The sequence below is a fragment of the Kitasatospora sp. NPDC001527 genome (assembly GCF_040298605.1).
Taxonomy (GTDB): domain Bacteria; phylum Actinomycetota; class Actinomycetes; order Streptomycetales; family Streptomycetaceae; genus Kitasatospora.
In genome coordinates this window covers 65,034-89,410 of the sequence record NZ_JBEPAM010000029.1, presented here as the reverse complement: position 1 = coordinate 89,410, position 24,377 = coordinate 65,034, and the positions used below count along the sequence as shown (strand labels likewise).

Below are 24,377 nucleotides of genomic sequence, written 5' to 3'. Positions count from 1 at the left end.
ATATTCATCTAACTATCTAGATTTGTAGGTTGGTCTGCCATGGGAAAGACCGGTCCTGTCGTCCTGACCCTCTCCCTGGGGGTGTTCGGGATCATCACCACGGAGATGGGCGTCGTCGGCGTCCTGCCCCGGGTGTCGGAGGAACTCGGCGTGCCGCCGTCCACGGCCGGCTGGCTGGTCGGCGTCTTCGCGCTGGTGGTGGCCGTGGCCGGCCCGTTCGCCACACTGCTGGCCTCCGGTATCCGGCGCAGGGCCGTGCTGGCGACCGCCCTCGCGGTGTTCGCCGTCTCCAACGCGGTCTACGCGCTCACCGACAGCTTCGCGGTGATGCTCGTCTTCCGGATCGTGCCGGCCGTCTTCCACCCGGTGTTCTTCGCGGTGGCGCTCACCGCCGCCGCCCGGCTGGTGCCCCCGGAGAAGGCGACCCGGGCCGCCACCACCGTCTTCGCCGGGGTGACGCTCGGCTTCGCCTTCGGCGTGCCGATCACCTCCTACCTCGCCGAACACCTCTCCCTCGCCGCCGCGTTCTGGTTCGGCGCGGGCGCCAACCTGCTCGCGCTGATCGGCATCCTGGCGCTCTTCCCGGCCATGCCCGCCGAGCGGCGGCTCTCCTACGGCAGCCAGCTGGGGATCCTGCGCCGCCCCCGGCTCTGGCTCGCCCTGGCGGCCGTGGTGCTGGTCTTCGCCGCGATGTTCTCGGTCTACGGCTACTTCGCCGAGTACCTGGAGCGCGTCACCCACCTCGGCGGGTCCACGATCGGCGCCCTGCTGATGGCCTTCGGCATCGTGATGGTCCTCGGCAACCTCGTCTTCGGCCGGCTGCTGGAACGCCACCCGGTCGGGACGGTGACCGCCTTCCCGGTCCTCTACGTGCTCGTCTACGCGCTGGTCCGGGTGGTCGGCCCGTGGCCCGCGCCGATGGTCCTCGGGGTGCTGATCTGGGGGGCGGTGCACTCGGGAGGGCTGGTCGTGAGCCAGACCTGGCTGGCCCGGGACGCCGGGGACGCGCCGGAGTTCGGCAACAGCCTCTTCATCTCCTTCTCCAACCTCGGCATCACCCTCGGCAGCGCGATCGGCGGCCTCGTCGTCGCCACCGCCGGGGCACACCGGCTGCCCTGGGCCGGAGCGGCGTTCGCGCTGGCGGCGCTGGCCGCGGTGCTGCTGCGGCGCCGGCTCGGGCCGGAGCCCGCGAGATTTTACCGAACGGTCGACCAGCCGGCCGAGGCGCTCGGGTAGCGTCCGAGACCTCCCTTCCGAACACCACCGCGAGCCCCGCTCGCCGAGGAGGCCCGCCATGAACCCGGTCGACCTGTACGAGGCGGCGTCCGCGCTGCCCGCCCCGTGGAACTCCGTCGCGCTCGGGCGGGTGGGGACGGCCGCCGTGAAGGTGCTGCGGATGGACGGGCGGCCGCTGCCGGTCGAGGTGCACGACGACGCCGAGCTGCTGGTCGTGCTCGACGGCCGGCTCGAACTGCTGGTGGACGGCGCCGAGGTGACGGTCGGCCCGGGCGGGCTCTACCGGGTCGCGGCGGGCGCCCGGCACGCCGTCCGGCCGGGCAGCACGGGCACGCTGCTCCTGGTGGAGGCGGCCGGGCAGGCCGCTGTCGGTGGTGCGGAGTAGGTTGCCGCCATGGACGATGCCGAACTCGCCTCCCTGCTGGCCGGACGCGCCGGGTGCCCGTACCCCGGCACGTGGCAGGACGCCCCGTTCGAGGACCGCGCGGTCGACGGCGTGCGCTACGCGCTGGTCGCGGTCGACCCGGGGCTGACCGCGCTCGGGGTGCGGCGCGACGACGGTTCGCTGTGGTACCTGGCGGACGGCGGCGGGCACGGCCTGCTGAACAGCGGTGTCGCGGCCTTCGTCGCGTTCACCCGCGCCTACGCGGCGGCCGCCGCCGAGGCCGCCGCGTACGACGGCCCCGGCGACGACCTGGACGACGACGCCTCGGAGGCGGCGGAGGCGGCGGCCGACGCGCTCACCGACCGGCTGCTGGAGCGCTTCGGCGAACTCGACGCCGCCGCGGTCGCCGACGAGAACGGGTTCTGGCACGTCGCCGCCGAGGAGCTCGGCTACGGCATGAGCGCGTGAGACGCGGCCGGCCTCGGGGCGGCCGACCTCAGGGGCGCCAGACCGCCGTCACGTGGGCGGGGTAGAGGCTGCCCGGTGAGCGGAGCAGCGCGAGGCCGACGACCAGTCCGGCGTTGTTGACGAACAGGGTGGTGTTGCCGGCGGTGTTGGCCGGGTCGAGGTCGGTGAGGGTGGTGTCGGCGGCCCAGATCCGGCCCGACTGGTACTGCCGGGCGGGGATGCCGTCCCACGCGTAACCGATCGCCGTCCCGGCGTCGTTGATGCCGACGGCCGTCGAGTTGCCGCCCGTCTGCGGCTGCCGGGGGAGCGGGGTGCGCGTGCCGTTCGGGCTCCAGCGGGCGGCGTGCGAGGCCAGGGCGGCCGGGTCGGGCTGGTAGCTGCCGACGACGGTGCCGGAGGCGTTGATCGCGGTCGGCTGGGTGTACGCGCCCAGGTCGCGCAGCTGCCCGCCGGGCGAGCGGACCAGCCCGTGCCGGCTGCTGCCGGTCCCCTGCGGACGGTCGGCGACGCCGGCCACCGTGCCCGCGTCGTTGATGGCGACCGGCCAGTCGCCGCTCCCGGCGGTCGGGCCGGCCTGGAACCGGACCGGGGTGCCGTCGGGGCGCCAGACGATGCCGTGGAACGCGCCGATGCCGGTGCGGGAGCGGCCGATGGCGACACCGGCGCTGTTGACGCCGATGACCTCGCTGGTGGTGTCGCCCGGCAGCGGGGCGAGGGTGACGGTGGTGCCGTCCGGGCGCCAGGCCACCGCGCGGGTGTCGACGGAGGAGGCGTAGGAGGTCCCGACCACGACGCCGTTGCCGGCGATCGCGACGGCCCTGCTGTACAGGTCGCCGGGCAGCGGGGGCAGCGCGGTGGGCGTGCCGTCGGCGGCCCAGCGGACGGCGGTCGACTGCCAGGAACTGGCGGCCGCGGGCCAGGAGATGCCGATGGCGAGGTTGGCGTCGTTCACCCCCAGGGCCTGCGCGTGGTCCGTGCCGGGCAGCGGCGGGAGGGTGGCGGGGGTGCCGTCGGCGGCCCAGCGGACGGCGCTGGCCTCGGCGCCCTGCCCCGAGGCGTAGGCGTAGCCGACGACGACGCCGTCGCGGTTGACGCCGGTGGGGTCGCTGTAGGACTTCCCGGGCACGCCGGTCGGCAGCACGGTCATGGTGGGGGCGGCGGTGGCGGCAGTGCTGGAGGCGGTGGCGGCGGGTGCGGCAGGGGCGGCCCCCAGCAGCGCTCCGGTACCGAGGGCGGCGGCGACGACGGCGGTGGCCGTCCGGCGGCCCGGTCGGATGGTCATGGCACGGGTTCCCTGTCTGCTCGGCGGCATGTCGGCCCGGCCCGGGGACGATCGTGGTGGGCGGGCCGCTGGTGCGTACGGGTGGTGCGGGGTGCGCCCTGTGCTCCCGCCGGCGGTCGGGGCGGCGGTCGTTACGGGCGCGACTCTAGCCCGGCCGTCTCACGTTCGCAGGTGAATCGGCCACTCCGGATGCGTTCCCGAGGTACTGGCCGGGCGTCGCCCGTGTCGCCCGCGTTGTCCGGCCGGCGTCCGACGGTCGATCAGATGATCCCGCGCGGGCGCTTCTGGGGCATGGTTTCGGTTTCCCGGCAGCAACGGGCCGGGGCCGGTCGCGGGGGGAGATCGCGACCGGCCCCGGCTGTCGGGGAGGTGGGGGGAGCGGGGTCAGCGGAGCCAGGCGTGGTCGCGGACGACCGGGAGGGCGGCCCAGCGGCGGGCGAGGCCCCAGGTGCGGCCGGCGCCGGTGGTGGCGAGGGCGATGAACAGCAGGGCGTAGACGACGTGGTAGTCGAGCAGGGGATTGGTCGATCCGCTCGCGGCGCCGTCGGCGAGGTGGCGGGCGGGCGGCCACTCGGCGGCCCACATCAGGGCGAGCAGGAGGGTGCCGCCGGCGGCGGCGATCCGCAGGGCGACACCGCCCACGAGGGCGAGCCCGAGGCCGAGCAGGCCGAGCATGAACATCCAGTCCGCCCAGGCCTGTCCGGCCATCGCGTGGAAGGTCTCGCGCAGCGGCCCGGCGGCGACGTGGCTGAGGAAGCCCTTGGTCGGCGACGCGCCGTCGATCCACGCCTTGCCGTCGGCGGTGGAGTAGCCGAGCCCGAAGGTCTTGTCGGCGAAGGCCCAGAGGAACACGGCCCCGAGGGCGATCCGGGCGGTGGCGAGGGCGGCGCCGGCGGTGGTGAGGGCGTGCGGGGCGGCGTCGGTGGCGGCGGCGGTGCGGCGCGGGGAGATGCCGAAGCTGCGGTGGGCGGCGGCGTGCTGAACGGCCATGGCGGGGCTCCTCGGTGGGGGTGGGTCCGCGGGCGGGACCGGGGCGGACCGACGGGCGTCGGACCGGGCCGTGCGGCTGTGCGGCGGTGCGGCGGTGCTGATCGTTCGGGCAACCACCCTGCGGTGTCGCCGAGTTGGGGTCTTTCTCGGTGCCGTGTTGTCCTTCTGGTGTCCAGCCTGCCGTGCCCGGGGCGGTCGCGCTGCGGGCCGTTGGTCCCGGTCGGGGGAACAAGGGTCCCGAAGGCGGGCGGGAGCTCCGCGAAAACGCCGAACCCGCAACGGCGTTCGCCGTTGCGGGTTCGGTCGGGCCGGTGGTCGTCCGGCACGGGGGCGGTTACAGGATGACGTCGAAGAACGAGGTCCAGCCGATGCCCACCAGGGTGCGGCCGGACGGCAGGAAGTCGTACAGCTCACCGCTGTTGGTGATGCCGACCGCTTCCGCCGCGCCGTCGTTGTTGAAGTCGCTGACGAACGGGTCCCACTGTCCGGGCCAGAATCCGTTGCCCCAGAAGTAGCGCCCGCCGAAGCTGGTGCCCGTGGCGTCGCTGGTGTTCGGGAAGATGTAGAGGTCACCGCCGTCGGTGCGCCCGACGATGTCGGGCTTGAAGTCGCCGTTGACGTCCGCGACCCGGATGGTGATCCAGCCGGACGGCCACCAGCCGTTGCCGATGAAGACCCGGCCGCCCAGGGTGGAGGTGCCGGTGCCGCCGGTGCCGGGGTAGACCCAGAGGTCGCCGTTGGCGTCCCGGGCCACGACGTCGGTCTTGCCGTCGGCGGTGACGTCGCCGAAGGCCAGCGTGGTGTAGCTCCAGCCGTTGCCGATCAGGCTGCGGGCGCCGACCGTGTTCGTGCCGGTGCCGCCGGTGCCGGAGTACAGCCACATGTCGCCCTCGCGGGTGATGCCGACGATGTCGGTGTGGCCGTCGTTGTTGAGGTCGGTGCTGTAGGCGCTGGTCCAGTAGTCCCGCCACCAGCCGTTGCCGGCGAAGTAGCGGCCGCCGAAGGTGGAGGTGCCGGTGCCGCCGGTGCCGGGGTAGACCCAGACGTCGCCGTTGGCGTCGCGGGTGAGGATGTCGGTCTTGCCGTCCGCGTTGAAGTCGGGCCGGCCCTGGGTGCCGCTGGTCCACTGGCCCTGGCCGATGGCGTTGTAGATCACCAGGACGCCGTGTTCGAGGACCATCGCGTAGGAGTTGGGCTTGCCGTTGGTGCGGGAGCTCCAGAGCGCCTTGGAGCCGTCGGCGCTGTAGACCACGAGGTTGCCGTCGGCCTGCATCCGGGCGAAGGCGTTGGGGTTGCCGCCGGTGTTGGAGGCCCAGAAGACCTTGCCGGCCTTGGTGAGCACCAGGTTGCCGTCGGCCTGCATCGCCAGCTTGGCGGTGCCGGTGGCGAACTCCTGGCCGGAGCCCAGGTTGGTGCCGGCGGGGAGGCGGGCGCCGACGACGCCGTCGACGGTCCAGCCGCCGGAGAAGGAGTTGACGCTGCCGCCCCAGGCCTGGCCGTACCAGGCGAAGAGGGTGTTGTCGGCCTTGCGCGCCCACAGGTCGGTGACGCCGTCGCCGCTGATGTCGCCGACCGAGCCGACCGTCGGCCAGAGCTCCTTGGTGACGCCGACGCCCACCTTGGTGCGGTCCTTGGTGCCCCAGGTCGCCAGGTCGACGACGCCGTTGGCGTCCTTGCTGCCGTAGGAGCGCAGGATGTCGCCGTTGGCCTCGTCGCGCAGCCACAGGTCGGGGACGCCGTCGCCGTTGAGGTCGCCGGGGGCGATCACGGTGTACTTGTCCCAGTCGTTGCCGCCGACCAGGACCGGGTCGGTGTTGTCCAGGTAGTCGTTGCGCGCGCCGTAGTAGGCCCACAGGTACGAGCCCTCGCGCACCAGCAGGTCGGGGCGCCCGTCACCGTTGATGTCGCCGGGGGAGAGGATCTGGGAGTTGGCGTTCTGCCAGTGGTCGTTGCCGGACGGGCAGGTGCCCTCCGCGTCGGCGACCGGGCAGAACAGCTTGAGCTCCTGCTTGCGCTTGCCGAAGTTGACGCTCGCGGTGCCGAGGCCGTTGTTCGGGTAGCTCCACAGCTTGCGGCGCTTGTCGACGTTGTCGTACTCCAGGGTGACGAGGTCGTTGTAGCCGTCCTCGCCCCAGTCGCCGGAGTAGCTGATCCGCGGGTCGGTGAAGTTCAGGCCGCCGTTGGTGGCGGAGGAGAACTGGCCGTTGCCCTGGCCCGCGTAGGTCAGCAGGGTGCCGTTGGAGTCGACGCTCCAGATGTCCTTGTGGCCGTCGCCGTTGAGGTCGTAGGCCTCGTCGCGGGTCTGCGAGCGGCCGGCGTAGAACAGGTACGTCGCGGTGTCCGACCGGTTGCCGGCGGCGTCCTGGCTGAAGGCGTGCACGAAGTGCGGGCCCACGCCGGAGGGCTTGAGGGTGATCGTGGCGGTGCCGCCGGGGGAGGGGGCGTCCACGGACTTCACCGACTGGTCCCAGTCGGTGAAGTAGCTGTACCGGACGACGTCGCCGACGCCGTTGGAGGAGAGGGTGAAGGCGCCGGGGTTGCGGGCCTTGCCGGTGCCGGCCGGCCAGCCGTTGTCACCGTTGGGGAAGACCGAGGAGTCGATGTGGGGCGCCTTCGCCGGACGGGTCCGGTCGACGGTGAAGCGGCAGGTGGTGCTCCAGCCGGAGTACTCGCTCTGGTCGTACGCGCGGACCTGCCAGGTGTAGTCACCGGTGGGCAGTTCGGCGTCCGGCACGACCAGGGTGGAGACCCGGCCCTTGAGCGCCGGGATCCACTTGTCGGCGACCAGCGAGCCGCCGCGGAAGATCTGGAACTGCGCCGAGAGGTTGCCCGCGTTGGGGTCGTCGACGAGTGCGTACAGGCTGACCGTGGTGTTGCCGATCAGGCCGCCGGTGGCGCAGTCGGTGCGCGGGTTGGTGCCCAGGCCGGAGGGGGTCAGCGGCGGGTCGTTGTAGATCGTCTCCAGGTAGGCCGACTTGGAGTCGAACTTCTTCCAGCCGAAGGTGTCGCCCTCGTTCTCGGCGTACAGGCCGAGGGTGATGTTGGGGTCCCCGGCCGCGGCGACCCGCTGCATCTTCCAGGTGACGTCCCATTCGAGGTTGCCGCCGGGGCAGCTGCTCGAACTCCAGCCCTTGGACTGGTTGACGGTGCCCAGCCAGTCGATCTTCCCGGGCTGGTTGGTCCAGGTGGTGTTCTTGTCGATGCCGCCGGTGTGCCAGAGCTGGACCGGACGGGCCTGGCAGGACCAGGACCAGGTGTTGTTGATCCGGAAGGTGGAGGCGATCACCTTCCGGCCCTTGATGTTGCTGGTGTCCAGCTGGAAGAAGGACCGGGAGAGGCCGTTGGTCTCGCTCTCGTAGCCGACCCGGGCCACCTCGTTGGCGTTCCAGAAGCTCGACTTCGGGTACTTCTTGTAGACCCGGGTCCAGTTCTGCCGCCCGCCCCAGGCCCAGGACGGGTCGATGTACACCGGGTACTTGGTGTCGGCGGCCGTCAGCAGCGCCTGGTCCGGGGTGATCTGCAGGGTGTTGCCGCTGACCGAGGTCGGCATCACGGCGTCCTTGGCGCCGGCCGGCTGCTCGAACCCGCTCGCGGGGTCGGTGGCTCCGCCGGTCAGCGCCGTGACACCGGCCGCGGGGGCGGCCGCCGACTTCGCGGCCGGGGCGGTGGCGGGCGCGCTGCTGACCGTGGTGGAGTCCCACATCATCGGCGGCGGGCTGGTGAACACCGGGCGCCCGGCCGGGTCGGTGGCCTGGACGGCGCCGGTGTTGGCGTCGGTGGCGACCGTCACACCGACCGTGGACATCGTGTACTTGAGCGTCGCCAGCTCGGGGTTGGCCGCCGCCTGGGCGGTCTTGACGACCACCAGCTGCGAGAAGCCCTCGACCTCGGCCTTCAGCTGGACGTCGACCCCGGGCAGCACCTCGGCGTAGGTGGCGACATTGCCGGCCAGCGTGGGCGCGGGCAGCGGCTTGGGCCAGGACAGCGAGAGCGTGCGCCCGTCCTTGACACCCGTCAGCAGCGGACCGGTGCCGCCGCCGGAGAAGGCGACGGTGACCGAGGCGGCCTTCGGCTTGACCGACCCGTCGGCGGCGAACTGCAGCGTCGGGTCGGTGGGCACCCAGGCACCGCCGCGCAGCACGCGCACCGGGGTCCCGTAGTGGCGCACCGAGAAGGTGCCGTCGGGGTTGGCCCAGGTGTCCGACAGCTCGGTGCGGGCGACGACGAGTTCGACGGGAGCGCCGGCGGTCCTGGCCTCCTGGAGGGCCTTCTCCTCGGGGCTGACCGAGCCGTCGTCGGTGGGCGTGGTGCCGGCGACGGCCGGGGCGGCCGGGGCGTCCTGGGCGTCCTGGGCGGCCGGCAGCGCCTGGGCGACGGAGGGCGGCACGACGGCGAGGCCGGCCGCGAGCCCTCCCGCCAGTGCCAGGGCTATCGCCCCGGTCGGCCGCAAGCCTCTGCGGCCGGTCTGGGAATTGATGGTCACGCTGATTCCTTCGGGATGGGTTCCTTGCGCGAAGCGATAGGACTCTATACGCCTGGTCAACCCCCACCGGGCCGGGCAATTCCGCCCCCCGCACAGCGGTGACTGTGAGTCATGAAATGGCTTTTTGCCAAACGTTGACTTTCCATCAGTCGCAATCTCCGCGATCTTGATCAATGGCCGCACAATCGGACATCTCACCCTTTCGTTCGCGGTGAAGACGCGGGGAAATTCGCCGGTGCCCCTTGCTAGCCTTCGCCGGCTCATTCAGAATCTTTGGAGGGGACCGGAGTGAGACATTCCGCTGTCCGCTGGTTGGCGACCGCTGTCGCCGCCACGGCGTTCATAGGTGTGCTGCCGGGGGCGGCCGTGGCTGCGGGTTCGCGCAGCTCACGGCCCGACCTGCCGGCTCTGCAGGACGTCAGGCCGGTGCCGGTCGCGCCGGTCCGGTTCGGCGACGGGAAGCGGCCGAACCAGGCCGCGGCCGCCGAGGGACCGGCGCCCGCCGTCGTGTGGCCGGACGCCGGCCGCATTTCCGCGCGGGCGCGCGGAGCGGCCGACAAATCGCCGGGCCTGAAAGCGAATTCACTGCGGAAGCAGTCCGACGACGTGCCCGCCGGAAAGCTGGGCGTCACAGTCGCCGACCGGGAGAAGGCCCGGGCGGCGGGGATCGACGGTGTTCTGTTCTCGGTGGCCGGCCCCGGTTCGGGCGGCGCGGAGAAGGTCGACGTCTCCCTCGATTACTCCGCCTTCACCAAGGCGTACGGCGGTGACTGGGCGTCACGCCTCACCCTGGTGCGGCTGCCCGATTGTGCGCTGACCACACCGGAGAACGCCGAGTGCCGGACGCCGCAGCCGCTGGCGTCCGTCAACGAGCCCGCGAAGGGCACCGTTTCGGCCTCCGTGGACGCACCGGCCCGCCCGGCCGTGGCGGCGAAGAGCGCCCCGCTCGCCGCCGTGGCCGCCGCCGACGCCGGCGCGCCGATGGTGCTCGCGGCCACCGCCGCGGCCTCCGGGCCGTCCGGTGACTACAAGGCGACCTCGCTCCAGCCGTCCGGCGCCTGGACGGCCGGCGGCTCCACCGGCAGCTTCGACTGGTCCTACCCGATCAGCGTGCCCTCGGTGCCGGGCGGGCTCCAGCCCACGGTGACGCTCGGGTACTCCTCGTCCTCGGTGGACGGACGCACCTCGGCCTCCAACAACCAGCCGGGCTGGCTGGGTGACGGCTGGTCCTACGAACCCGGCTTCATCGAGCGGCGCTACAAGGGGTGCAACGACGACCAGTCCGGCGGGACCAACACCGCCAAGGTCGGCGACCTGTGCTGGTACACCGACAACGCGGTGCTGTCGCTCGGCGACAAGCACACCGAGCTGGTCCACGAGGCCGGCAAGGGCTGGCACCCGGCGAGCGACTCGGGCGAGAGGGTCGAGAAGCTCAGCGGCGCGACCAACGGTGACAACGACGGTGAGTACTGGAAGATCACCACGCTCGACGGCACCCAGTACTTCTTCGGCCTGAACCGCCTGCCCGGCCACCAGTCCGGCTCGGCCGAGACGAAGTCGGCGTGGACGGTGCCGGTGTTCGGCAACCAGTCCGGCGAGCCGTGCTACAACTCCTCGTTCGCCAGTGCCTGGTGCCAGCAGGCCTGGCGCTGGCAGCTGGACTACGTGGTCGACCCGCGCGGCAACGCGATGGCGTACTACTGGAACACCGAGTCCAACAACTACGCCCGCAACTGGAGCACCACCACCGGCAAGGGCACCACGACGCCGTACGTGCGCGGCGGCTGGCTCGACCGCGTCGAGTACGGCCTGCGCTCGGACACCGTGTACAGCGCGAAGCCGACCGGCGTCGTCAAGTTCGACGTCGACGAGCGGTGCCTGGCCTCCTGCGGCACCTTCGACGACACCAACGCCAAGAACTGGCCGGACGTCCCGTTCGACCAGTACTGCAAGGACGGCGCGGACTGCAAGACCAACGCCTCGCCGACCTTCTGGTCCCGCAAGCGGCTGACCGCCATCACCACCAAGGTGCTCACCGGCGGTGCCCACCAGGACATCGACGCCTGGAACCTGACGCAGAGCTTCCCGCCCTCGGGCGACGGCATCTCCACGCCGATGTGGCTTGCCTCGATCACCCGCACCGGCAAGAGCAACGGCTCGGTCCCGCTCCCGCCGGTCACCTTCGCGGGCGAGCAGCTGGCCAACCGCGTCGACAGGACCGGTGACGGCCTCGCGCCGTTCGTCCGGCTGCGGCTGTCCGAGATCACCACCGAGACCGGCGGCACCATCGGGGCGTACTACTCCGCGCAGGACTGCACCCCCACCACCCTCCCGCCCTCGGACGGCAGCAACACCACCCGCTGCTTCCCGGTGAAGTGGGCCTACGAGGGCACCACCGCCAAGCTCGACTGGTTCAACACGTACGTGGTGACCAAGGTCGTCGAGAGCGACAACATCGTCGAGAGCCCCGACAAGGTCACCGAGTACGCCTACCTCGACGGCGCCGCCTGGGCGAAGAACGAGGATGAGTTCACCAAGGCCGAGGACCGCGTTCACTCCGTGTTCCGCGGCTACGGCCGGGTGCAGACCCGGCAGGGCGCCGGCTACGACGCCCGGACCCTCACCGAGGCCCGCTACTTCCGGGGCATCGACGGCGCCCAGGTCGCCGACTCCACCGGCGCCGTGGTCACCGACCGCCCGCAGTTCGCCGGCCAGGTCCGCGAGAAGGTCACCTACAACGGCGACGGCGGCGCGCTGGTCGCCGCCACCTCCTACACGCCCTGGCGCTCGGCCGCGGCGACGGCGACCCGCTCCAGGAGCGGCCTGCCCGCCCTGGAGGCGTACCTCACCGGCGTGGAGAAGGAGCGCACCCGCACCGCGGTCACCGGCGGCGAGCGCGTCACCTCGCTGTCCCGGACCTTCGACCAGTACGGCCTGGTCGGATCCGTCTCCGACCTCGGTGACGAGGCGAACGGCAACGACGACACCTGCACGACCACGACGTACGCCCGCAACACCGGGGCCTGGATGCTCGACCGGGTCGCCCGGGTGGAGACCGTCGCCGCGGCCTGCGGCGCCGCCGTCAGCCGCCCGGCCGACGTGATCTCCGACCAGCAGACCTTCTACGACGGCGCGACCGCCCTGGACGCCGCGCCCACCAAGGGCCTGGCCACCGAGACCCGGACGATCAACGGGGCCGGCACCGGCTACGACACCGTCTCCCGCACCGGCTACGACGGCTACGGCCGGGCCGTCTCGGCCTTCGACGCCTACGGCAAGGAGACCACCACCGCCTACACCCCGGCGGCGGGCGAGGTGCCCACCCAGGCCGTCGTCACCAACCCGCTCGGCCACACCAAGACCACCACGCTGGACCGCCGGGGCCAGGAACTGGCGATCACCGACGCCAACAACAAGGTCACCACCACCGCGTTCGACGCGCTGGGCCGGGTCACCAAGGTCTGGCTGCCGACCCGCTCGGCGACCACCTATCCCGACTCGCCCAACTACTCCTACGACTACCAGGTCCGCAACGACGGTGTGAACGTCATCAGCACCGCCACCCTCCAGCACGACTCCACGTACCTCACCCGGTACGTGCTGATGGACGGCCTGCTGCGCACGCGGCAGACCCAGGAGCCCTCGCCCAGCGGGACGGGCCGGCTGGTCCAGGAGACCTTCTACGACACCCGCGGCCTGGCCTGGCGGGACTCCGGCAAGTTCTACGCCGACGGCGCCGCCGAGGGCGTCCTGGTCCTCGGCCAGGAGCTGAAGTACCCCGCCTCCACCGACACCCTGTACGACGGCGCGGCGCGCGCGACCGCCGTCATCAGCAAGCGGTTCGGCGACGAGACCAAGCGGACCACGACCACCTACCTGGGCGACGCCACCACGGTCGTCCCGCCGCAGGGCGCCGTGGCCACCACCACCTACACCGACGGCCGGGGCCGCAAGACCGAGGTCAAGGAGTACACCGACGCGGCCCGCACCACCTCGCAGTCGATGAGGTACGCCTACGACAAGCGCGGACGGCTGACCGAGATCAGCGACCCGGCCGGCAACAAGTGGACCACCGGCTACGACGTGCGCGGGCGCGTGGTGCAGACCGACGACCCCGACAAGGGGCGGAACACCACCGTCTTCGACGCGGGCGACCGGCCGGTGGAGACCACCGACGCGCGCAACGTCACCCTGCACACCGACTACGACGCGATCGGCCGGCGCACCGCGCTCAAGCAGGGCTCGACCGTCCTCTCCGAGTGGGTCTACGACACGGTGGCCAAGGGCCAGCTGTCGAAGACCGTCCGGCACGCCGACGGCTCGGACTACGTGGTGGAGGTGACGGCCTACAACAGCCTGTACAAGCCGACCGCCAACCAGGTCACCATCCCCGCCGCCGAGGGTGCCCTGGCCGGCACCTACAAGTGGACCACCTCCTACAACGCCAACACCGGCCAGCCGATGTGGAGCCAGCAGCCCGCCGCCGGCGGACTGCCCCAGGAGCGGGTCACCAACGCCTACACGCCGACCACGGGCCTGGCCGCGACCGTCTACGCGGGCAGTGACGCGATCCTCGCCTCCGCCGTGTACGACCACTACGGGCGCACCACCCGCGAGGAGTTCGGCGCGTTCGGCAAGCAGCTCTGGGCGTCGTACGAGTACGACGAGCACACCGGGGCGCTGACCCGGGCGGTCACCGACCGGGAGACCGCCCCGCAGCGCATCGACGACACCGGCTACAGCTACGACCCGGCCGGCAACGTCACCGGGATCACCACCAGCAGCGGCCAGGACGCGGCGCGGGTCACCGACCGCCAGTGCTTCACGCTGGACGGGCTGCGCCGGATCACCGAGGCGTGGACGGCCGGGGGCACCTGCGCGGCCGGCCCGCAGGGCAACGTGGCGGGCCCGGACGCCTACTGGACGTCGTACACCTACGACGCGCTGGGCAACCGCACGACCGAGGTGCGGCACGACAGCGCCACCGGCGGAGCCGGCGACGTCAGCCGCACCTACGCCATCCCGGCCCCGGGCGCGGGCCGCCCGCACGCGCTGACCTCGGTCTCCGAGGCCGGGCCGGGCGGCACCCGGGTCGACCAGTACGGCTACGACGCGGCCGGCAACACCACCTCCCGGCAGACCGCGAGCGGGTCGCAGACCCTCGAATGGGACGCCGAGGGCCACCTGGCCAAGGTCACCCAGGGCGCGGCCGTCAGCAGCTACCTGTACGACGCCGAGGGCACGCGGTTCATCCGCCGCGACTCCACCGGCACCACGCTCTACCTCCCGGGTGGCAACGAACTGCTGCTCCCGAAGAGCGGCCCGGTGGTGGGCACGCGCTACTACTCCGTCGGCACCAGGACGGTCGCCGTGCGGACCGGGGGCGCGCTGACCTTCCTGCTGGCGGACCGCCAGGGGACGGCGACCGTCCAGGTGGACGCCCAGACCCAGGCGGTGACCCGGCGCAAGACCACCCTGTTCGGCGGGCCGCGCGGCCCGCAGGCCACCACCTGGTCCGGCCAGCGCACCTTCGTCGGCGGCACCCAGGACGCCGACACCGGGCTGACCCACATCGGCGCGCGCGAGTACGACCCGGTCACCGGCCGGTTCATCAGCGTCGACCCGCTGCTGACCACCGAGGACACCCAGCAGCTGCACGCCTACGCGTACGGCAACAACAACCCCGTCACCTTCAGCGACCCGTCGGGTCGGAAGATGTGCGCGGACAGCTGCGCGCCGGGCGAGGCCTGGGTCGGCAGCAACGGCGTCTACCACGAGGGCACCTCGTCGGCGCCCTCGACGCCCTCGCCGACCTGGGGGGTGGAGGCCGGACGGGTCGCCACCGACGCGGTGAGCGCCTACACCTTCCTCTACACCGAGAACGCCAACCGCCGCCGCAACCAGTACCGGGCCTCCGACCGGATCGCCAGGGACACCGCGCAGGAGATGCGGAAGGTCTACGGCGACAGGGCGGCCGCCCAGTGGGCCGTCGACGAGCGCAACGCGCTGCGCAGCCACTACCGGACCCCGTTCGAGGACTGGTACCTGCCGCGCAAGCGGGGGGAGCGGGACTTCCCCACCTACGACGCGCTGCGGCAGCGCAAGTCGGACGCCGAGATCATCGAGAGCGCGGCGAAGACCAACCCCCGCGCGAACCAGCTGGCCAAGGTGTCCAAGATCGGCGGCCGGGTCATGCTGGGGGTCGACATCGGCATCGGGGTCTACGAGGTCGCGACCGCACCCGAGGGCGAGAAGGTCCGCACCGCGGCCCGGGAGGCGGGCGGCATCGGCGGTGCCCTCGCCGGCGCCAAGGGCGGTGCCGTGATCGGCGCGGCCGTCGGTAGCCTCTTCCCCGGTCCCGGGACAGCCATCGGGGCCGTCGCGGGCGGCGTCATCGGCGCGGCGGCCGGCAGTTACGTCGGCCGGAAGATCGGCGGCTGGGTGGGAGGACTGTTCAAGTGACGGAGCCGATGCGGGGCGCGGCCCCGGCGGTGGCGCTGCGGGAGGGCGACGACCTGGTCGTCGCCGAACTGCGGGCGGGCGGGCTGCACCGGCAATCCCGGCTGCCGGGCTGCCAGGCCCGTGAGCTGCGGCCGTATCCGGTGCGGATCGTCCGCCACGACCGCGGAGTCTCGGTCGTCGCGGCCTCCGTCGACGGCGGCGCTCCGGTGCACGTCGCGGACGGTGCGGGCGGGGAGTTCAGCACCCTCCCGGCCTCGCCGGCCACCGATCCGCAGCCGGGCCAGTACCACGTGCTGCGGGACGGGACGACCGTGCTGATCGGTGCGGAGCACCGGCCGACGCCCCTGGGGACGGTGCGCAGCGTGCACCGGCTGCCCTGGGGGGCGACGGCCTGGGAGGAGGTGCCGGTCCCGGAGCACTACCTCGTCCTGGGAGCCACCGGCACGCCCCGGGAGCCGCTGGTGCTGACCGGCGGCAGGCTGGAGCCCCCGGACCGCTCCGGCGAGCCGCGGCGGCGCCCCGTGCTGCTCACCCCGGCTCCCGCCGGGGACGGGTGGCGCGAGCTGGACCTCACCGGGTGGGGCCGGCCGTCGGTCGGCCTGGGCCTGCGGTTCGGCGGGGCCATGGTCGACGCCCGGACGGGTGCGTTCGCGACGGCGGCCGGCGCCGGGGACCTCTGGTGCGCGCTCACCGAGTTCGGCGAGTGGTGGGAGCACACCCTGCTCTACGGGGCGGACGCGGCCGCACGGTCGTGGTCCTTCCACCGCCTCTCCCACGACAGCGTGGCGGGGCGCCCCTCGGTCACGGCGGACGGTGTCACCGCCGTCTCGGCCGCCGGGCTGCTGCTGCGCTACACCCGGAAGAGCCACCGCTGGACGTCCGCGGACCTGCGGCCCGTGCTGCGCGGGCTGCTGCCCGGCGCCGCCGGTGCGGTCGTCACCGACATGGCGGTGACGGGGGACCGGATGCTCCTCGCGGTCGGCCCCTCCGGCGGGGAACCGCCCAGGGCCGGGCTCGTCTGCTCGCTCCCGCTGGACGGGACGGCCGCCGAGACCGTGTACGACGCGGCGGATCCGGACCGCGAGGTGCTGGCCCTGATGGCCTGACACCCGTGCGACCCCGGGGCCCCGCTCCTCCCTCGGGAGGAGCGGGGCCCCGCAGGCGATAACCTGGGGTGCCCCACAGGCGGGCCGGCCGACCCCAGAGGAAAGAAGCGTGGCGCACGACAGGCAGGACCCGGCCCTGATCGGGCGGCAGCGGGAGACCGGACTGCTGGCCGCCGCCCTGGCCCGGGCCGGGGACGGCACCGGCGGCGCCACGGTCCTGCTGCGCGGAGACGCGGGCGTCGGCAAGAGCACCCTGCTGGCCTGGACCGAGCGCGCCGCCCGCGAGCGCGGGTTCACCGTGCTGCGCGCCGTCGGCGCGGAGGCCGAGACCGACCTCGCGTTCGGCGCCCTGCACCAGGCGTTCTGGTCGCTGCTGCAGCGCTCCGGCGCGCTCTCCGCCCACCAGCGCGACGCCCTGGAGAGCGCGTTCGGCGCCCGCTCCGGCACCCCGAGCGGCTTCGCCGTCGGCGCCGCGGCCCTGACCCTGCTCGACGAGGCGGTGCGCACCGCCCCCGTCCTGCTGGTCCTGGACGACCTGCACTGGATCGACTCCTCCAGCACCACCGTCTTCGGCTTCCTGCACCGGCGCTGCGCCGAACTGCCACTGGTGATCGTCGGCGCCACCCGCCCGGACGGCCCGTCCGCCCAGACCTGGTCGGCCGAGGCCGTCGACGTCCGGGCGCTGCCCCGGGCGGACGCGGCCGCACTGCTCGGCACCCGCTACCCCGAGCTGGCCGGGCGCGCCCGTGACCGGGTGCTCGCCGAGGCGGCCGGCAACCCGCTGGCCCTGGTGGAGCTGCCCCGCCAGCTCGCAGCCGCCCAGCAGCGCGGGGTCGCCCCGCTGCCCGAACGGCTGCCGCTGGGCCGCCGGCTGGAGCGGCTGTTCACCGAACGCCTCGACGCGATGACCCCGGAGGTCGGCCGGCTGCTGCTGCTCGGCGCCCTGGCCACCGGGCCGGACCTCAGCAGCGGCGTGTGGCTGCGCGCCGTCCCGGACGGCGGCGTCCGGGAGACCCTGGAGCGGATCGAGGCGGACGGCCTGGCCCGGCTGGACGCCGCCGGGCAACTGGTGTTCCGCCACCCGCTGGCCCGCACCGCCGTGGTCTCCGCGGCCTCCGACGCCGCGCTGCGCGAGGCCCACCGGGCCCTGGCCGGCACCCTCGCGCCGGACGACCCCCGGCGCCTGGCCCACGAGGCCGCCGCCGCCCTGCTCCCCGACGCGGACCTCGCGCACCGCCTGGAGGAGGCGGGCCGCGACCTCGCCCTGCGCGGCGGCGACGCCGAGGGCGCGCTGCTGCTCGAACGCGCCGCCGTGCTCAGCCCCGACGAGGGCGACCGCGTCCGCCGGCTCACCTGGGCCGCGGTGATGGCCGCCCGCGGCGGGCGGCTGCGGCACACCGCCGCCCTGGTCGAGGAGCTGAAGACCAGCACCGTCCCGCCGGACGTCGCGCCGCTGTTCGCGTACGCGGTGGTCTACGCCGACCAGAGCCACCACGTCGACTTCGCCTCCTCGGCCGCCCTGCTGCCGGCCGCCCTGGACACCCTGACCGCGCCGGGCGCCGACACCTTCGGCGGGCTGGCCGAACAGGCCTTCTTCAAACTGGTGCTGGCCGCGAGCTACACCGACGACCCCTGGGTCTGGCAGGCGCTGCACCGGCACCGGGACGCCGTCTCCGAGATGGGCCGGCTCTGCCTGCGGGCCTGGACCGAACCGGGCCCGGGCGTCGCCGACGCCCTGATGGCGGCGGGCCGGGAGATGACCGCGGAGCAGGAGGCCGGCGTGGCCTGGCTGCTGCTCTGGACCACCTCGGCCCTCGACTGCCCCGAGCCCGGCCTGTGGCAGCGCTTCACCGGGCTGCACGGCTACGCGAGCCAGGGCTCGGTGGCCAAGGCCAAGTGCCACCAGGACTTCCTGCTCGGCGACTGGGACCGGGCCGGGGACTGCCTGCGCGAGGCGGAGATCGCCGAGGAGCTCGGCTACCACACCAACGCCCTGCTGTTCCGCCAGTACCACGCCCACTTCCTGGCCGGCCGCGGCGACGAGGCCGGGCTGGCGGCCGTCGACCGGGCGGTCCGCCCGGCCGCCACCCGCTCCCGGATGCGCTACGTCCTGGACCGCCTGACCCATCTGCGCGGACTGGCCGCGCTCGCCCACCAGCGCCACGAGGAGGCGTACGCGCACTTCTGCGAGCTCGTCGTGCCCGGCCGGCTCTCCGGCGGACCGCCCTGGCACCACGCGCTGGTGTTCGACCTGGTGACGGCCGCCGTGCACACCGGCCGCCGGGAGGAGGCACTGGCCCACCTCGCGGCGGCGCGGGCCGCCCGCTCCGCGGAGATCTCCGGCCGGCACGCCTTCCTGGTCGCGGCCGCCGCCGCGGCGGCGGCCGAGGACGACGACGCCGAGGACGCCTACCGCGCGGCGTACGAGGTGCCGGGCGCCGAGCGGTGGGTCTTCGACCTCGCCCGGCTGCGGCTCGCCCACGGCTCCTGGCTGCGCCGGCGCCACCGCTCGGGGGCCCGGGAGGTGCTGCGCACGGCGCGCCACGTCTTCCGCCGGCTGGAGGCGGCGCCCTGGGCGCAGCAGTGCGAGGAGGAGCTGCGGGCCGCCGGCGAGGCGGTGGTCCCGCCGCAGCGCGCCCGGGCCGCCGAACCGGCCGCCCCGGCCCTGCTGACCGGCCAGGAGCTGCGGATCGCCCGGCTGGCCGCGACCGGCCTCACCAACAAGGAGATCGGCCGGCGGCTGCAGCTCTCGCCGCGCACCGTCGCCGCGCACCTCTACAAGATCTTCCCCAAGCTCGGCATCACCTCCCGCGCCGCCCTCGCCCACGCCCTGAGCCACGGCCACGCCGGCCTGACCTAGCGCGGATCCCGGCCGCCGCCCGGTACGGCAGTCAGATGACCTAACCCACCGCTTGCCCGATCGGTCAGGCTGATCGGGCAGGGAGTCGAGGGAAGGGCGGTCAGATGGGCGTACGGGTGACGACCGCGTCGGTTCCGGACGGCGAGAAGGCGGCGTACCTCGGCGGGGCGGTGTCGCGCACCCTGGTGCCGCTGGAGCTGCGCCCGCTCACCGGGCGGCCGTTCGACGGGCTGCTCGTCTCCCACCGGCTCGGGTACGTGCGGGTCTCCACGCTGGAGGCGGACGCCGCCCGGTTCTCCCGCACGGCGGCGCTGATCGCCCGCGCCCCGCGCAGCGAACCGCAGGTCGGGGTCGGCGTGCAGGTGTCGGGCCGGGCCGTGCTGGAGCAGGACGGCCGCCGCGCCGAGGTGGCGGCCGGCGGGCTCGTCCTCTACGACACGGCCCGCCCGTACGCCTTCGACTACCCCGAGCGCTTCCGCACCCACCTGTTCCACCTGCCGCGCCGGCTGCTCGGCGTGCCCGAGCAGGACCTGCGGCAGGCCTCGGCGACGGCCGTCGGGCCCGGGGACGGCTGCGGGCCGGTGCTGCTGTCGTTCCTCGACGTGCTCGCCGCCTCCGCGCACTCCTACCCCGCGCAGGTCGGCGACCGGCTGGCCGGCGGCGTCGCCGACCTGCTCGGCGCGCTCGTCGCCCAGCTCACCCTCGGCCGGGCGGCGGAGGAGCCGGACACCCCCAACGCGCACCTGGTCCGCCGGGTGCGGGAGTACATCGAGCGGCACCTCGGCGATCCCGGCCTCGGGCCCGAGCGGATCGCCCAGGCCCACCACATCTCCGTCCGGTACCTGCACCGGCTGTTCGAGGGGGAGGGGGTGACGGTCGGCCGGCTCGTCCAGCAGCGCCGCCTGGAGGCGTGTGCCCGCGAGCTGGCCCGGCGCGGCCGGACGGCGCCGACGGTGTCGGCGGTCGCCCAGCGCTGGGGGTTCGTCAATCCGGCACACTTCAGCCGGGCCTTCCGTGCCGCCTACGGCGTGCCGCCGCGTGAATGGCGCGCGCAGCGGTTAGGAGCGGAGGGAGCCGGCTGACGATCCGGCCCACCGCGGCCCGTGCCCCGTTCCCCGGGGCAGCGCCGCAGCGCACCACCGACCGAAGCCAGGAGCGAAGAGTTGTCCGACCCCATCCCCCACCCCGACCGAGGACCGGTGCTCGACCGGGCGCTCCAGGAGTTCCTGGCCGCCCGGGCGGCCGACCGGTCGGCGGGGGAACCGCCGGACCTCGCCGTGCTGCTGCCCGCCGACGACCCGCCCGGCGGTGCCCCGCCCGGCGGTGACGGCTTCGGCGACTCCGGGGGCGGCTTCGGCGCCGGCCGCACGGACGGTGCGGGCGACGCGGACGATCCGGAGGACCCGTACGGCACCTCGACGGAGTGGTTCGCCCTGCCCTGCGGTCCCACCGGACGGGTGTCCGTCCAGGTGACCAGGCCGGCCGGCGCCGCCGGGCCCTGCCCCGTGGTGCTGTTCCTGCCCGGCCTCGGCTGGTCGCCCGGCGGCGGCGCCGGATACCGCCGGCTGGTCCGCGAGGTGGCCCTGGGCACCGACGCCGCCGTGGTGTTCGTCGACTACGCGGGGCCGCCCGCCGCGCGCTACCCGGTGGCCGTCGAGCAGTGCTACGCCGTCGCCCGGTGGATCCAGGCGCACGGCCACGAGATCGGACTGGCGGGGGAGCGGGTCGCCGCCGTCGGCGACTCCGCCGGGGCCAACCTGGTGGCGGCCCTGACGCTGCTGGCCCGCGAGCGCGGGGACGTCCGGCTGGTCCAGCAGGTGCTGGTCTGCCCGGTGACCGACGCCGACTTCGACACCCCGTCCTACCACCGCTTCGCCACCGGGTACTTCCTGCACCGCGACCACATGCGCCGGTACTGGGACGCCTACCTTCCCGACGAGCGGCGGCGCCGGGAGGCGACCGCCGCGCCGCTGCACGCCACGCTGGAGCAGCTCGCCGGGCTGCCGCCGGCGCTGGTGGTCACCGCCGAGGCGGACGTGCTGCGCGACGAGGGCGAGGCCTACGCGGCCCGGCTCAGGGCGGCCGGGGTGCCGGTGGTCGCGACGCGCTACCAGGGCACCGTGCACGGCTTCCTGCTGCTGGACGCTTGCTGTCCGACCGGTACCGCCCGGGCCGCGCTGATCCAGGTCGTCGACACCGTGCACGTCGCCCTGCACCGCCGCGCCTGGTGACGCCGGCCGGCCCGCCGCGACGACCGCGGGCCGCCCACGACGCCGGCGGCGGCCCGCACCCGGGTGACGCCGGGGCGGCCGCCGTGGCCCGGGCGGTCGCGGAGCCGATCCCCGGAGACCGCCCGGGCGAGCTGCGCGGGGCGTCAGTCGGCGGCGCGCGCACCGGTCACCGTGCCCGGGACGGGGCCCGGGTGGTGCAGGACGGCGCGGGTGAGCAGGCCGCTGACCGGGCCGAACACCGCGGCGGCGACGGCGAGCCAGAGCGGCCAGGAGGTCAGGCCCACGGCGTGGTCGACGGACCACCGGCCCGCGCCGGTGAGCGCGAGCGAGCCCGCGACCACCACCAGCACCATCGGGTACTCGTACCCGTCGTTCTGCACCCAGAGCCCGTGCGGCACCTTGACGGTGACCGCCACCGTCATCACGCCCATGGCGACCATGGCCGCCAGTGGCGTGAGCGCGCCCAGGGCCAGGAACAGGCCCGAGCCGATCTGCCCGGCGCCCGCGGCGAGCGCGGTGAGCGTGCCGCCGCGGAAGCCGTCGTGCCGGAACTCCTCCGTCCCGCCCGCGAGGCCGTTGCCGCCGAGGCGGAAGCTGACCTTCTGCACGCCGTGTCCGGCGATGAGCAGGCCCACCACCACGCGGATGATCAGCAGTCCGGTATCCATCGTGTCCTGTTCCTGTCCCTGGTTCTGTCGCGCTTCTGGGTGTGCTTCCGGACGTGGGCCCGGGTGTGTGTGCGGGGGTGCGTGCGGGTGCCCGCCGGGTCCGGCCTCAGAGGACGAAGCAGGGGTCGAACGGAAGCTCCCGCTCGACGGCCCGGCCGCGCGAGACCCGCCACCGGTGGTGCAGCTCGGACTCCGCGACGACCTCGCCGAGCAGCTCGGCCTGGCGGGCGCCGGTGGACTGGTAGCCGCCGAAGCGGGCGACCGGGCTCCAGGCGGGGCTGACCGGCGGGAGCTCCTCGTCCATGCCCTCGTACTCGGCCGCGGCGTGCACGATCCGGCCGCCGACGACGGTCAGCACCGACTCGATGTGCGGGATCTCCTGCTCGGGCACGGTGAAGAAGTCGTCGGACAGCACCGCCAGGTCGCCGTAGTACCCCGGCCGCAGCACGCCCTTGACGTCCTGCTCGCCGGTGAGGGCGGCGCCCGCGGCGGTGTACATCGCGAGCGCGGTCGAGCGGTCCACCCGGTTCTGCGGTGGCCGCAGCGCCAGGCCGCCGACCGTGCGGCCGGAGACCAGCCAGTGCAGGGCCACCCACGGGTTGTAGGAGGAGACCCGGGTGGCGTCGGTGCCGGCCGCGACGTTCAGGCCCCGGTCCAGCATGGCGCGGATCGGCGGGGCCTCGGCGGCGGCGCCGGCGCCGTAGCGGCGGGCGAAGGCCTCGCCCTGGAAGGAGAGCCGGTTCTGCACCGAGAGCGCGCCGCCGAGCGCCGCGATCCGGTCCAGGCTCTCCGCGGAGACGGTCTCCGCGTGGTCGAACAGCCAGCGGTTCCCGGCCGGGAAGAGGCCCTCGGCGGCGAGCTTCTCGAACACCGCGAGGTCGCGCCGGATCGTCTCGTCGTAGGTGGCGTGCAGCCGGAAGCCCCAGCCGTTCTCCATGAGCAGCCGGACGGCCTTCTCGAACTCCGGCTCGTACGGGCCGAGTTCGGGGCGCGGCTCGGTGAAGTTCTCGAAGTCGGCGGCGGCCCAGGTGAGGTTCTCGCCGGCGCCGTTGAGCCGCAGCCAGCCGTCGCCGTCCTCGGGGCGGACCGTCTCGATCCAGCGGGTGAGGTCGTCGAGTTCCTGCCCGGCGGTCTGCGGGAACAGGTGGTAGGCGATGCGCAGCGAGAGCAGGCCCTCGCGGGCGAGTTCGGTGACCGTCGCGTAGTTCTCCGGGAAGTTCTGGAACCCGCCGGCGGCGTCGATCGCGGAGGTCAGGCCGAAGCGGTTCAGTTCCCGCAGGAAGTGCCGGGTGGAGGCCTTGCGGTCCTCGGGCGCCAGGGCGGGGGCCTTGGCGAGCGTGGAGTAGAGCACGAGCGCGCTGGGGGCGGCCAGCAGCATGCCGTTGGGCTCGCCGTCGCGGCCCCGGACGATCTGGCCGCCCTTCGGGTCGGGGGTGCCCCTGGTGTAGCCGACGGCCTTGAGCGCGGCGCGGTTGAGGATCGCCGACTGGTAGAGGTGCAGGACGAACACCGGGGTGTCCGGCGCGGCCTCGTTCAGCTCGGCGGGCGTCGGCAGCCGGCGCTCGGCGAACTGCTCGGCCGACCAGCCGCCGACCACCCGTACCCACTGCCCGGCGGGCGTGCGGGCGGCCTGCTCGCGCAGCATCGCCAGCGCCTGGCGCAGCGACCGCACGCCGTCCCAGCGCAGTTCGAGCACGTAGCTGAGGCCGCCCCGGATGACGTGCAGGTGCGCGTCGTTGAGGCCGGGCACGACGCGCCGGCCGAGCGCGTCCACCACGGTGGTGGACGGTCCGACGAACGGGGCGACGTCGGCGTCGTCCCCGACGGCGGTGATCACGCCGCCGCGGATGGCGAGGGCGCCGGCCTGGGGGCGGCGGGTGTCCCCGGTGTGGATCCTGGCGTTGCGGACGACGACGTCGGCGGCGTTCGCGCCCGCGTCCTCCTCCGTGCGGGGGACGAGCCCGCCGACCGGCATGACAGACACCTCGAAAGCCTCCTGTGCTGGGGTGCGGCCGCCGCCCGGTGCGGGCGGTGGCGGACGGGGCGGGAGCGGGCCTGGACGCGTGGGTCCGGGGCCGGTCCGGCCACCTGACAGGACGGTAGGCAGGGGGCGGGGCGGGGGATTTCCCCACAGCGCACTGCCTCCGACCCGGCAGCGCACCGTCCGCGGAAGGGCGGCCGGACACGCGGCGAGCCCCGGCTCCCT

At 74.1% G+C, this 24,377-nt stretch carries 13 protein-coding genes; 8 read left to right on the top strand and 5 right to left on the bottom strand.

Going from position 1 to position 24,377, the window contains the following annotated elements; all coding sequences use genetic code 11:
• Positions 1 to 39 precede the first annotated feature (39 nt).
• From ABT238_RS24315 to ABT238_RS24305, 3 genes are read left to right on the top strand one after another with little or no spacing between them, the layout of a single operon-like run.
• Positions 40 to 1,236: an MFS transporter gene (locus tag ABT238_RS24315; protein ID WP_350564325.1), complete on the top strand. Its 1,197-nt coding sequence runs from the start codon at positions 40 to 42 to the stop codon at positions 1,234 to 1,236.
• Positions 1,237 to 1,294: 58 nt separating this feature from the next.
• A complete protein-coding gene (locus ABT238_RS24310; protein ID WP_350564323.1) occupies positions 1,295 to 1,621 on the top strand; it encodes a cupin domain-containing protein in 327 nt (108 codons plus the stop codon).
• Positions 1,622 to 1,630: 9 nt separating this feature from the next.
• Positions 1,631 to 2,089, top strand: a complete 459-nt coding sequence (locus ABT238_RS24305) for an SUKH-4 family immunity protein (RefSeq protein WP_350788273.1) — start codon at positions 1,631 to 1,633, stop codon at positions 2,087 to 2,089.
• A gap of 28 nt (positions 2,090 to 2,117) precedes the next feature.
• Here ABT238_RS24305 and ABT238_RS24300 read toward each other — a convergent pair whose 3' ends face one another.
• The 3 genes from ABT238_RS24300 to ABT238_RS24290 form a co-directional block, all read right to left on the bottom strand.
• On the bottom strand, positions 2,118 to 3,371 hold the full coding sequence (locus ABT238_RS24300) for a hypothetical protein (protein ID WP_350788254.1): 1,254 nt from the start codon (positions 3,369 to 3,371) through the stop codon (positions 2,118 to 2,120).
• Positions 3,372 to 3,755: 384 nt separating this feature from the next.
• Positions 3,756 to 4,361, bottom strand: coding sequence for a hypothetical protein (locus ABT238_RS24295; protein ID WP_350564318.1), 606 nt, complete (start codon positions 4,359 to 4,361; stop codon positions 3,756 to 3,758).
• Between the two features lie 334 nt (positions 4,362 to 4,695).
• Positions 4,696 to 8,844 carry an FG-GAP-like repeat-containing protein gene (locus ABT238_RS24290; protein ID WP_350788234.1) on the bottom strand — a complete coding sequence of 1,383 codons (4,149 nt, stop codon included), beginning with the start codon at positions 8,842 to 8,844 and terminating at the stop codon, positions 4,696 to 4,698.
• 606 nt (positions 8,845 to 9,450) lie between these two features.
• Between ABT238_RS24290 and ABT238_RS24285 the strand changes: the two genes are divergently transcribed.
• The 5 genes from ABT238_RS24285 to ABT238_RS24265 all read left to right on the top strand — a co-directional run bounded on the left by ABT238_RS24285 (position 9,451) and on the right by ABT238_RS24265 (position 21,503).
• Positions 9,451 to 15,306: an RHS repeat domain-containing protein gene (locus tag ABT238_RS24285; RefSeq protein ID WP_350788220.1), complete on the top strand. Its 5,856-nt coding sequence runs from the start codon at positions 9,451 to 9,453 to the stop codon at positions 15,304 to 15,306.
• A complete protein-coding gene (locus ABT238_RS24280) occupies positions 15,303 to 16,412 on the top strand; it encodes a hypothetical protein (protein ID WP_350788204.1) in 1,110 nt (369 codons plus the stop codon). The genes ABT238_RS24285 and ABT238_RS24280 overlap by 4 nt, the downstream gene beginning before the upstream one ends.
• Before the next feature lie 109 nt (positions 16,413 to 16,521).
• A complete protein-coding gene (locus ABT238_RS24275; RefSeq protein WP_350564311.1) occupies positions 16,522 to 19,272 on the top strand; it encodes an AAA family ATPase in 2,751 nt (916 codons plus the stop codon).
• A 116-nt stretch (positions 19,273 to 19,388) separates the two neighbouring features.
• Entirely contained in the window at positions 19,389 to 20,354 is a 966-nt protein-coding gene (locus ABT238_RS24270; RefSeq protein ID WP_350564309.1) for an AraC-like ligand-binding domain-containing protein, read from the top strand.
• Between the two features lie 81 nt (positions 20,355 to 20,435).
• Entirely contained in the window at positions 20,436 to 21,503 is a 1,068-nt protein-coding gene (locus ABT238_RS24265; protein WP_350564307.1) for an alpha/beta hydrolase, read from the top strand.
• A 143-nt stretch (positions 21,504 to 21,646) separates the two neighbouring features.
• On the opposite strand, the gene ABT238_RS24260 is transcribed toward ABT238_RS24265, so the two are convergent.
• Together ABT238_RS24260 and ABT238_RS24255 are read right to left on the bottom strand one after the other, a co-directional pair.
• Positions 21,647 to 22,171, bottom strand: coding sequence for a DoxX family protein (locus ABT238_RS24260; protein ID WP_350564306.1), 525 nt, complete (start codon positions 22,169 to 22,171; stop codon positions 21,647 to 21,649).
• 106 nt (positions 22,172 to 22,277) lie between these two features.
• The gene (locus ABT238_RS24255) at positions 22,278 to 24,146 is read right to left on the bottom strand and encodes an amidohydrolase (RefSeq protein WP_350564435.1); all 1,869 of its coding nucleotides are present in this window, start codon (positions 24,144 to 24,146) and stop codon (positions 22,278 to 22,280) included.
• Positions 24,147 to 24,377: the final 231 nt, after the last annotated feature.

Bases quoted from the DNA above. Each gene is read 5' to 3' on its own strand.
- ABT238_RS24315 (WP_350564325.1), top strand. From the start codon at position 40: ATGGGAAAGACCGGTCCTGTCGTCCTGACCCTCTCCCTGGGGGTGTTC.
- ABT238_RS24310 (WP_350564323.1), top strand. From the start codon at position 1,295: ATGAACCCGGTCGACCTGTACGAGGCGGCGTCCGCGCTGCCCGCCCCG.
- ABT238_RS24305 (WP_350788273.1), top strand. From the start codon at position 1,631: ATGGACGATGCCGAACTCGCCTCCCTGCTGGCCGGACGCGCCGGGTGC.
- ABT238_RS24300 (WP_350788254.1), bottom strand. From the start codon at position 3,371: ATGACCATCCGACCGGGCCGCCGGACGGCCACCGCCGTCGTCGCCGCC.
- ABT238_RS24295 (WP_350564318.1), bottom strand. From the start codon at position 4,361: ATGGCCGTTCAGCACGCCGCCGCCCACCGCAGCTTCGGCATCTCCCCG.
- ABT238_RS24260 (WP_350564306.1), bottom strand. From the start codon at position 22,171: ATGGATACCGGACTGCTGATCATCCGCGTGGTGGTGGGCCTGCTCATC.
- ABT238_RS24255 (WP_350564435.1), bottom strand. From the start codon at position 24,146: ATGCCGGTCGGCGGGCTCGTCCCCCGCACGGAGGAGGACGCGGGCGCG.